Source organism: Pseudomonas rubra (assembly GCF_028656935.1).
Lineage (GTDB): Bacteria > Pseudomonadota > Gammaproteobacteria > Pseudomonadales > Pseudomonadaceae > Aquipseudomonas > Aquipseudomonas rubra.
Genome location: NZ_JAMDGZ010000090.1, coordinates 1 through 10,845, shown reverse-complemented (window position 1 = coordinate 10,845; position 10,845 = coordinate 1). Strand labels below are relative to the sequence as shown.

The 10,845-nt window shown below is 54.2% G+C and carries 6 protein-coding genes; 3 read left to right on the top strand and 3 right to left on the bottom strand.

The genetic code is table 11. From position 1 onward, the window contains the following. Positions 1–755: 755 nt before the first annotated feature. Positions 756–2,909: a YecA family protein gene (locus M5G17_RS27205; protein WP_273895943.1), complete on the bottom strand. Its 2,154-nt coding sequence runs from the start codon at positions 2,907–2,909 to the stop codon at positions 756–758. A 141-nt stretch (positions 2,910–3,050) separates the two neighbouring features. Continuing rightward, positions 3,051–5,807: a UvrD-helicase domain-containing protein gene (locus M5G17_RS27200; protein ID WP_273895942.1), complete on the bottom strand. Its 2,757-nt coding sequence runs from the start codon at positions 5,805–5,807 to the stop codon at positions 3,051–3,053. Positions 5,808–6,257: 450 nt separating this feature from the next. Between M5G17_RS27200 and M5G17_RS27195 the strand changes: the two genes are divergently transcribed. The 3 genes from M5G17_RS27195 to M5G17_RS27185 are packed head-to-tail and all read left to right on the top strand — an operon-like array spanning position 6,258 to position 9,811. Further along, on the top strand, positions 6,258–7,187 hold the full coding sequence (locus M5G17_RS27195) for a hypothetical protein (protein WP_273895941.1): 930 nt from the start codon (positions 6,258–6,260) through the stop codon (positions 7,185–7,187). 42 nt (positions 7,188–7,229) lie between these two features. After that, positions 7,230–8,795, top strand: a complete 1,566-nt coding sequence (locus tag M5G17_RS27190) for an ATP-dependent nuclease (RefSeq protein ID WP_273895940.1) — start codon at positions 7,230–7,232, stop codon at positions 8,793–8,795. Further along, positions 8,780–9,811, top strand: a complete 1,032-nt coding sequence (locus M5G17_RS27185) for a DEAD/DEAH box helicase family protein (protein WP_273895939.1) — start codon at positions 8,780–8,782, stop codon at positions 9,809–9,811. The genes M5G17_RS27190 and M5G17_RS27185 overlap by 16 nt, the downstream gene beginning before the upstream one ends. A gap of 5 nt (positions 9,812–9,816) precedes the next feature. Here the strand turns inward: M5G17_RS27185 and M5G17_RS27180 are convergent, their stop codons facing one another. Next, positions 9,817–10,776 carry a hypothetical protein gene (locus tag M5G17_RS27180; protein ID WP_273895938.1) on the bottom strand — a complete coding sequence of 320 codons (960 nt, stop codon included), beginning with the start codon at positions 10,774–10,776 and terminating at the stop codon, positions 9,817–9,819. Between the last annotated feature and the right edge of the window lie 69 nt (positions 10,777–10,845).

Genomic DNA, 10,845 nt, shown 5'->3' with positions numbered 1-10,845 from the left:
GTCCGGAATGAGTTGACCACTACATCGATCTAAAGCAGAAGGCAGTGCTGCTGCAACAGCTCCTACTGCAAGAAGAAGACAAAGCGGTCATCAACGACTTCCATAGACCTCGCCGCCAAAAGGAGTACCAATGTTCTCCTTGCGTGTTTATCCGGATAAACTGCACGCACGAAAAGTTTTCCGACATAACGCTTCCTGCCGGTCGCTTCGCTACAAGCTTCCGGAGTGAAGAGTGCAGACCTATCTAGAACAGAGGTTTCAGGATGGATATCTCTGCACAAAAGCACAAACGGAGGAGCCATCTATGTCATTGAAGTCGTCGTTCGCCACTGTACTCAGAACGCTTCGCAGCATGCGACAAATCTCCCAGCGTTGCTTCGGTGACACGAGCCGCCTACCTAAGTAAGCTTGAAAGCGGTAGATGCAGCATTACCTTCGACAAACTCGACCAGGTCAGCCAGCGGCTGGAACTAAGCCCACTGGCGATACTGATGCTGAGCCTCGAATTCGACAAACCTACCGTAGAGCTCACTGATCACCTACGATCCGAGATTGAAGGCTTGGAGCGCAGTGGAGGTGTTCCAGGGCTGGAACAAGCTACTCGGGGGATTGCTGCTCCGTCGCCTCGCAAAGCGCGGATTTCCCACCCTATGCATTCAGCAAACAGAGATCTTCTTTCCGGCACCTTGAGCCACAGGCCACTACATTCTGCGAATTGCCCTACTGGTGCACAGCGCAAAGCGGGCGCAGTAAACTCAAGAGCGACAGCACTTCTTATATTTTTTTCCACTACCGCATGGGCATGCGTCATTGCGGCCCGGCTCCACGTGACGCATGCCTCTTTCCAAGATTTTCATCGCTGCGCCCATGGCTACAGGCTTTCGCATTCCCTTAGTCAGCTCGTCCATTACGTCGGATTGAACCCAGGGTAGGTTGTACATCATGCCGAATTGAATTTTTCCCTGCGTATTGACGGAAACGCCGAACCATGTGGCAGCTCGCTCCACGTACTTGCGTTTTTCACAATGCCGTTTCAGGTGTTCAACCGCGTGAGGATCTGGAGCTGGGTAGCAATGGAACGTAATCCCCGCCTCCCCTCCATCAACGGCAAAGGTGAAGTCGTGAGGGCGTCCATCTCTCATGGCCATACCCGTAATACCGGCTATACCCTGGTGGATGTGCTGACACGCCCTGCTATCCAGCGACAGCAGCACGAAACCAAGTTCAAGCATTGCAGGATCTGCTGCTCGCTCAATCTGGGCAATCAACTGCTCATACTGAGTACCTAGCATGTGCGTCAGAATACCTGGCGGTGTTCTTTTCCCTGGGAATCCTTCCCGACGCACCGTCATCGCGACATCCACATCACCTGCGAATGAGTCATCCACCGATGCCATGCTGTAGGTTGGGTCGAGCCAGAGATTTTGATTCAGGTGATAACCCAGTGCTGTCAGCTCATGGCTAACTCTGAGTTTGTCACCTGCGATCGCCCGCAAGCGTACGTAGCTGAGGAGTCGCAGGGGGGAGTCCAACATTTCCGTCAGGACGTCCAGTAGGAAAACGTCCATCACCAATGGGGCCCGGACGATCTCCGTAGTTTCGAACTCAAGGTATTGGCTCGCCTGGAGCGCGAGCGCGGGATAGTGATCAGATACCACGCAGAACGGGAAGACCTCTTTAATCGAATTAGGCATGGCGATCTCATGCCCTGCCTCATCGATCATCCGGCACCTTCCCGAGAGAATCGCCTCAGCGCAGTCCCAGGCTTGATCAGATGCCTTCTGAATAGCCGCAGCGAAGTCAGCCTTGAGCTGACCATCGTTCCCCTTTCGTGCGGCCAGTGTTAGCTTCTTCGCTTTGGCTTGAACAATGATCATGCGGTCACCGAAGATCACCAGCACGTCAGCCTCTCCGGCCCTGTTCTTGCCGTCAAGAATGTTGACGTTGGTGTAAACGTTGGCTCTTCCAAAGACCGCAGCTAATCGTTTGTGAGCAAAACGCTCAACGAAAGCGCCACGGTTGTCAGAGGCCTGTCGGCGATAGACGGGGTCGTCTTTCATCCAAAAGAACGGTGACTCGTAGAGTGATTCGTAAATTGCGTAGTGCATGAAGAGAAGCACCGACCCGCGATCAGTCGGCAACAGCGGCGTCCCGACCACGCTGTTGTAATCTCCGAGCTCCCGGAATTCCACGTTCTGACCAGTGAACGTCAATGCCTCAAACACAGCCTGTACGACGCCAATGTCCAGCCCTGTTTTTCGAGCGACTTCCTCAGTGGTGAACTCGAAGTGAGCCAGAGGTGAACCCACAGCTTCCAGCGCTTTTTTACCATTTTGATGCAGCTGGGTTGCATGTAAGTCCATGAGCGAACACATCGCACGGGCAACTGTTTGTGCCTGACGACTCGTGAAGCCCTTGTTCTGCTGAAGCCAAGCGTCATCGTCCTCGTGCTTGTCGACGAAAAAATCTCGGTACTGGAAACTGTAAGCGGATTCCGGGCCGTAGAAGATTGGCTCCCTCAGCGCCGCCCCTTCCCAAATAGACATGCGATCTGTCGCGCTCGCAGATTTGCGCTTCAGCGCCTCGAAGATGACGCTATTCATTGAGCCATGGAGTTCAGCCATCAGCTCATCGGTTTTCTCTACATAAGCTTGGATTTGACCAAGCTCCGGGAGCGTCAGATCCAGCGGCTGGCGCACCATCAGTCCTAGTAGGGTGTTGATTTCCGTTCTGAGAAGTCGATTGGGATCGTATAGTTCACTCAGATCAGAAGCTGTGTACTCATCTCGAAACGCGACCATGTTATCGCGATGGCAGATGTACGCGATCGCGTGAACGTAACCCGGTTTGGCAGTAAGCAGGCCAAGGTCGGCGAACACCTCGGACTCACTACGTCCTGTAATACGCATGTGTCACTTCCTCAGGGTCAAGTTAGCGGCAGACGACACCAATCAGCAGATGTGCCGCACCGTTGTACAACTGATCGGCGGGCTTGGGTTATGGATCGTTGGCTGCGGGATGCGATCGCGCCCAGATCCAGGCCAATTGAATCAATATGGACGACGGGTCAGCTTTGGCTGTCGAGTTCCTTGAAGTTTCGGCTTATCGGGTTTGTATTTGCAGCGAGGAAAGCCCGAGCAGGATTTGAAATCACCGAACTTACCCGTGCGCTGAAGCACGACCCCATGCTGACAGACTGGGCATCGTTCCTCTTGGATTGGTTCACCCTTCATGTCCGTGACCATGACCACACCGTCTTTCGCCAGCTCGGCCAAGAACGGCGAGTTTCTGGCAGTCACGGTGAACATGGCGACCGACCTGCGCGCCCGAGTCAACGCAACGTAGAAAAGCCGGCGCTCTTCTCCATGCAGGTAGGTGTCACCCTCCGGCATCACCAGGCTGAATACAGGATCATCCCCTTTCAGGCTCGGGAACCCTCCAACCATCATCCCTGGCAGCAGAACATAGTCGGCTTGGTCGCCCTTTGAGGTGTGGATGGTTTTGAATCTGATTTCAAGCTTGTTGCCGTAGCGCCGCTCCCATCCCTGGGGTATGAACTGCGCATCGGATTTGTAGCGCCCTAGGACGAAGACTGAGATCAACCTACCGCTGGCTCCAGGGATCACGCCAGTCGACAGTTGCTGGTAGAGGTCATCCAGGTACTGTCGCAGACCATCCCGAACTTGGTCTCTACTGGACAACTGAAACGCCTGGAATGAGGGCCCAATGGGCTCAGTCACAGAAATCACGGTCTTCTGCAATTGAGCCGGGTTTTTAGCCACAAACTGACTGGAGGCGTCACAGATGGCCTGTGGGCACCGGTACGTTTTCTCAAGTCGGAATACCTCGCCGTGGCCGTACCACTCGACGAAGCCTGTCATGACACTCACATCGGCGCCTGCGAACCGGTTGATCGACTGCCAGTCATCTCCCACTGCGAACAGGTGACTGTGAGGCACTTGAACCAACGCTCGGCATAGCCTCGCACGCGCGCGCGAGGCGTCTTGGTACTCATCAGCCATGACCAAGCGGTAAGGCGACTGGTAGCCACGCTCTAGACAATCTGCGGCCATGTTAATCATGTCCTCAAAGTCGATCCCACGGTCTTCCTTCAGGGCGGCATCCCACCCTTCGATCACCGGAATCGCGAGCTCCAGGAACATTTTGTACCGGAACTTGAAGACGCTGATCGGAAGAGCGTCGTACCGTTCGTACAGCATCGCCGCTGTCAGGCTATTGCTTTTGTAGTGCGAGATGAAAGATCTGAGCACCTTTACCAAGTCAATATGATCCAGCGGTACCAAGCCTGAGTCCGGGATAGGACGGTCGGGATCTGGATCTAGCTCCACACCCCGCGACGTCAGCTCGTGGGCGAGAAGAGCGAAGACTTCACCCGTCCACAATTGGTGTGACGTCGACTCGATCAGTTGCGTGCCGTAGCTGACGTGCGTCTTCCGCTTCCAATCGGCCCCTTCTGCATAATTCACGAAATGCGCGGGCGCTTGGCCATCTGCGTCGAAGGCAAAATGCTCGTGATAGAGATTCAGCTGCGGGTAATAAAAGTCGGGCACATACTGACGGTGATCAGCGGTTGCAGTGTCGTGCTCGTAGGGTCGCTCATAGGCGTACTCAACACCATTGTAGAAGAGCCAGTTGGCAATCAAACGCTCTTCCTGGCTCGCGACGTGCTCGCCATTGAGTGTGATTAGCCGAGCCTCCCCTTCCCTGTCAAAGGCCTCCGCCACATCTCTCAACGGCGCAGTGGAGTGATCCCGCCCAAAGACCAAACGGAAAAGATCCCACTTCGTGCGAAACTCATCTGACCTGTCTTTAAGCGTATCGACAATCACCCCAAGCTTTTCCAGCCCGAGATCCGTCTTGGTAGCCCACTTCGGGACGCTTGGCTTTTTGCCTGTAGCGCCGCCAATGATTTTGAGGCCTAGTGAGTGAAAAGTAAGCGCATTGATCGTGACACCGGTCATGCCTAGCCGTGCGAGAGACTGAGCACCCCTTTCCTGCAGCTCCTGAGCCGCATCCTTGTTGAAGGCCAGCATGATGATCTCGGATGGGGCCACGAAACCGCGATGAACAGCGTAAATGGCCTTGGCAACCATCGTAGAAGTCTTGCCGGAGCCGGCAGAGGCAATAAGCTGAACCCGGTTGTCGAAGCAAACCACGGCTTTTGCTTGCTCATCATTGAGCTCTCGGGATTCGACGTTATCCAGAAGATCTGAGCAAGCATCGAGCTCCCGGATCATGTGTACTTGATTACGAGCTTTCCAATGCTCAGTCCAGTCCTGAGACCATTGACGCAACCGTCCTTGCACGCGCGTCTTGTTATCTCCCATCGCTGCCTGGATAACTGGAGAATCAAACAAGGCCTTAAGCTTTGCAGCGTCGATTCCTAGGGCATCCCTTTTAAAGAGAAGCTCCTGCTGCATGTCGTGCGTCAACCAGCGATGCTCTGCATCAGCTGTAGCCACGACCTGTTCGACCTCCTTCAGCCAGCCCATGATCTTGGCGTAGTAAGCGCGAAAATGCTGCTTGCTCGTTACCGCCCGAAGCTGGTGATCCAGGGTGCTACGCGCTGAATGGGCCAAGCCAATGAGCTGAATCTCATGACCGATCCAGACAGAGACATTCGTCCACAGTATCCGGCGATGAAAACGCAGTGAGGAGAACGCTTCGAGAGGTATCGAATACGTTTGGTCGCCAAGCGTGACGCTCAGCTCATCATTCTCGATCGTCAGACGCCAAGAAGCAGCTTTTCTGAATAGACGCGATAGAAAAGAAGGTTGCCACTCCATTGTCATCCGCCAACTACACCGCAAAAAACAGCGAGTTTATCAGAGGCTCTATGCCATAGTGCCACCACAACGCTTGAAGCCCACACACATTGAGCTGACTCATGACGGGATTAGGCGGATGGAAACGACCGGGTGGGGGGCACAGTGCGAGGCGAAGCTGGTGGCACTGAAAAACCAATCAGCCGAAAACATGCCCGGACGCGGCCCCATCTTGATGCCACCAAGCTAAAACTTTCGGGGATAGACAGCGGCTTAGAATGCGGAAAACCCATGCTTGCAGGCTAGTCCTCGATCAGCACACTGATGGCCTATAGCCATAAAACTGGGCACCTGGACGCTGAGATCAGGAGCGCAACCGTATCGGATACCACGCAGTCGCCAGCAGGGCGACCACCGCTTCAGGCTCGATATGAAATGGAATCGGATCCGGCTTTGATATGAGGAGTGAGTATGGGCATCAAAATGGATCACGCCTTCGACCAGAACGGCGATAGATGGGAAGCAGACACATACACCAAAGGCACAGGTGCCGAGCCTCTTCAATGCAAATGCGGTACGCCAGTCGCTCACAACCCGCCGTACACCCGTGAAATGTATGACAAGTCTGTTTTCGTCCAAGGCTATTTTCGCCTCTATCCCAAAGGTGCTCATGCCGCGAATTGTCGATTCGGTGTGGACGAGGAAATTAACGAGATTGCCAGCACCTCCGAAGACCTGATCGAGAGCATCCAACACAATCGTTACCGGATGCGCCTGGTCATGATCAAGGAAGCCCTGGAAAAAGGTGGTCGTGATTTCAAGGATGATGGGGGAACTCGGGCGACAGCGGGTCGGACTTACACCCACAACCCAAATCTTCTTCCTGCGTACATCAACTCTGCCAAGCGAGCCCTGAAGCTCCGCGCGCTCTGTGACAAAGACCAGGACATCGAACAACATCTGGAGCTGGTGTTTGAGGGCAATATGAAGGTCGCCTGGAATCAGTTCTATTTCGAACCGGAGCGCCATGCGGAAGCGTATTACGCAGTGTCGCACAACGCCGTTCAACATCCCGTCGCGATTCAGGGTGCGGTGAGCAGCGTCAGGACTGAAATCAGGGGTGACAAAACCAAGAACGTTATCAACCTGCAGATGAACAAGTTCCGAGTCGATCCGGATGACGCAGAAAATGGCATTGGCCTGGAGGTGAGCATTTGGGCCAGGGATCCAGCATGGCTCAAAGGTATTGAAAAGGACGATGAGGTCGTAGTTCTGGGCATGTGGAAACACTCCACAACCGCACCCGAAAAAGCCCCTAGGGAGGGACGCTTCAAAACCCTCACTAAACGCAGATTGACGTTGACCATGGTTCTGAAAGCCCAGGTCTCCAAAATCGACTGATGAACGCTTACCCCCCTGCCTAAGGTCAAACAGGAAACGCTCATGCCGGCCATCACCAAACTCGTGCTGCACAACTTCAAAAGCTTTGGCGATCTGACTCTTCAGTTTGATGCCGGCACCAACGTACTGATCGGGGACAATGAGACGGGCAAGAGTAGCGTCCTACTGGCCCTTGATCTCGCATTGAGTGCGAGTCGCAGCCGGGTCGAAACCATTGGCTACGAAGCACTACTGAACCAATCTGCAGTAAGGAAATTTCTGGCAGGCCCAGCTCGCCTCGATTTGCTGCCAGAGGTGATAGTGGACATTTTTCTTGAGGCGGGTGATGACCAAGGCCTGTACGGACGCCAGAACTCGACGGGGGCAGACAGTGATGGCCTGCGCATGGCCATCGTTCCCTTGGTGGAGGATTTCGGCGGAACCATTCTTGAACTGCTTCGGGATAACAAAGAGAGCTTTCCATACGAATACTATGCGGTGCAGTTCTCCACCTTCTCCGGGGCACCCCACGTCAGTTATCGAAGGCCTGTGAGGCACCTGCTCATCGACAGCTCTCGAATCGACACTGAGTACGCCGCGCGCGAATACACACGGACGGTGTTCGGCTTCCACACCCAGGTGCCAGACCGCCATCGGCTCGAAAACCAATACCGTCAGGGCAAGGAAGGCTTCCAAAGAGACAATCTCAAGGAGCTGAATGCCACGCTGGTCGAGTACCAGTTCGCTTTGCGAACCAGCGTGCGTTCGAACCTGGAAACCGACTTGGTGATCACCAAGGAAGGAATCCCAATCGAAAACCGTGGCAAGGGCGAGCAGTGTTTCATCAAGACCAATTTTGCGCTGCAGAAACATGATGCCAGAGGTAGCCTACACGCCTTGTTGCTCGAAGAGCCCGAGAACCATCTGAGCCACACGAACATGAAGCGCCTGGTAGAGCGTCTGACCCGCACCCAGGGAACTCAACTCTTCATCGCCACCCACAGTAGTCACATTTGCTCACGACTCGATCTTCGTCGAGCTCTACTCTTGGGAACCGAACAAAAGGCAGGCCGGCTCAAGGATCTGACGGAGTCCACTGCCGAATTCTTCATGAAGGCCCCGGACAACAATGTGCTTGAGTTTGCGTTGTCGAACAGGGTCATTTTGGTCGAGGGGGATGCCGAATTCATCCTTCTGGAACACTTCTACAACAAGCACGCGGGAACCACTCCGCAGTCAGACAACGTCCACATCATCTCGATCGGTGGTACCAGCTTCAAACGCTATCTAGAGCTCGGCAAGCTCCTTGGGATCAAAGTCGCGGCAATTCGGGACAACGACCATGATCACCAGCAGAATTGCGTCGAGAATTACAAGGCCAGCCTGTACGACGGTGCCCGGATTTTCGCTGACGAGAGCAATGAGCGCTCTACGTTCGAGATCGGCCTTTACCTCGATAACCAGAAAATCTGTGACGGCCTATTCGGGGGAGCACGCAAGACCCTAACGGTTCAGGATTACATGCTCAAAAACAAGGCGGATGTGGCGTTCGAGCTCCTTACGAAGAAGCCAGAAGAACTCGTCGCACCTGCCTATATCCAGGAGGCGATCAAGTGGATAAGAGCGTGATTTTCGCGGTTGCCGGATCCGGGAAAACCAGCCTGGTGATTGATCGGCTGAGCCTTGACCTGCGCGCTCTGATCGTCACCTATACCGAGAACAACTATCGCCACCTTCGACATCGCATCATCCAAAAATTCGGGACGATTCCGCCCAACATCACCGTCATGACGTACTTCTCCTTTTTGCACGGTTTTTGTTACCGCCCACTGCTGCAGTTAGAGCTGGATACCCGGGGCATGAACTTCCGACTGCCAACCAACCCCCGGACACCGCTCAGCGACATGGCGCGCTTCAGGGATGGCAGTCGAAGGCTCTACTACAACCGCCTGGCTAAATTGCTGGAAATGAGAAAATGCATACCGGCCATACGCGCGCGGATCGAGCGTTTCTATGACTGTGTCTACGTCGACGAGGTGCAGGATTTCGCCGGCCACGACTTCAACCTACTGCTGGACATCTCGAAAGCAAAGGCGGGTATGACCTTTGTTGGTGACTTCTATCAGCATACTTACGACACTAGCCGGGACGGTTCGGTTAATAAATCGCTGCATGACGACATCATCAAGTACGAGAAACGATTCCGTGACGCAGGAATCAAGGTAGACAAAACCACTCTGGGGCACAGCTGGCGGTGCTCTACAACCGTCTGCGATTTCATCAATGCGAAGCTGCAGATCACCATGGGCGCGCAGCACGAGCGGGTCAGTGAGATCATTACGATCGAAGAGCCTGAACAAGCCGCAACCCTTCACGCCGATCCAAACGTCGTGAAGCTCTTCTTGAAAGAACACGACAAATACGATTGCCACTCGCTCAACTGGGGAGCGAGCAAAGGCATGGATCACTTCGAGCACGTCTGTGTCGTTTTAGGCGCCGACACCTGGAAACGATACCGGAATGGCAATTTACACGAAGCCAATCCTCAGACTCGGAACAGGCTGTACGTGGCTTGCTCGCGCGCAAATGGCGACCTCTACATCGTTCACGACAAGCTTTTCAAACCGTTCAAGAAAGCCCGGTAGCGGGCTCAGTCGTCCTTGTGGGCAAGGTGATGGTGGTAGCTACATAGGCCGCCAAAATCTTGGTCATGGACGCCTAGGCTACTGCTGCACAAAGCGCACCCCGTGTAGTCCAGTTCGGCAAAGCAGATTGCACATCGCCCATGCTCCACGAGAAAAGTGTCGTTACCGCACTCGTGGCAAGTTTCGCTGCACGCATCCCCACCATCTTTTACGTTTACATAATTAATGCCGGCTAGCGATTCCACTAGGGCAGGCACCATAACCGCCTCGTAGCTGCTGGATTCCAGGCATACCATGCAGACGAATTCCAAGCCCTCAGGATCGAGCGTCGGATCGTCGACCCTCACCAGCTGAGAGTCGCACTGAGGGCAACGAACTTCGTCAACAGCATCAGCAAGCTCGGGAAAAACCCATTCAACTTGCTCCAACGACTCTAAGCACGCTTTGTATTGCTGTGCGTAGACCTGCTCAACCTCCACCAGGGATTGCCAGCATGATCGCCCCAATAGCTTCGCAGGATCTTCGCCCAAGTGGGGCTGGCAAAACTGGACGATGAGCTGCAACGAATTAGCAATAGCCTCCTGCATCTGGGAGTGGGATACCAGGCTGTAATAGTGCTCAGTTGAATTCCGAATTTTCTGAAGATTTTCCAACAGCTTCCACTCAACCCCCGCAATGCCGAGCGATGTAAGACGATTTTGGATATCCATGTAGTCAACGGTCTTTTTACCCTTGCCCTTCCAGATCACCGCCTGGGTCTCAGGGTCGATGACAGGGTTGATATCCGTTTTCAACAAAACCTCATCCGACCCGGGTGGGCTGAGTTGCTGCAGCTTACATTTGAATAGCAGCAGCAAGCCCGCATAGAGGTTGCGAATTGCCGAGAGCCCCCGCCTCGGATCGTCGTTATGGAAATCCTCCACGCCAAGCTGAATGGATGTGACAGCGTTCTGCATCATGCTCATTCGTAAAGCTCCAACGAACCTAAAAGGCCCTGAACCAGTGTCAGCAATCCTAGGGATGCTCCGAACAAG

Bases quoted from the DNA above. Each gene is read 5' to 3' on its own strand.
- M5G17_RS27205 (WP_273895943.1), bottom strand. From the start codon at position 2,909: ATGCGTATTACAGGACGTAGTGAGTCCGAGGTGTTCGCCGACCTTGGC.
- M5G17_RS27200 (WP_273895942.1), bottom strand. From the start codon at position 5,807: ATGGAGTGGCAACCTTCTTTTCTATCGCGTCTATTCAGAAAAGCTGCT.
- M5G17_RS27195 (WP_273895941.1), top strand. From the start codon at position 6,258: ATGGGCATCAAAATGGATCACGCCTTCGACCAGAACGGCGATAGATGG.
- M5G17_RS27190 (WP_273895940.1), top strand. From the start codon at position 7,230: ATGCCGGCCATCACCAAACTCGTGCTGCACAACTTCAAAAGCTTTGGC.
- M5G17_RS27180 (WP_273895938.1), bottom strand. From the start codon at position 10,776: ATGAGCATGATGCAGAACGCTGTCACATCCATTCAGCTTGGCGTGGAG.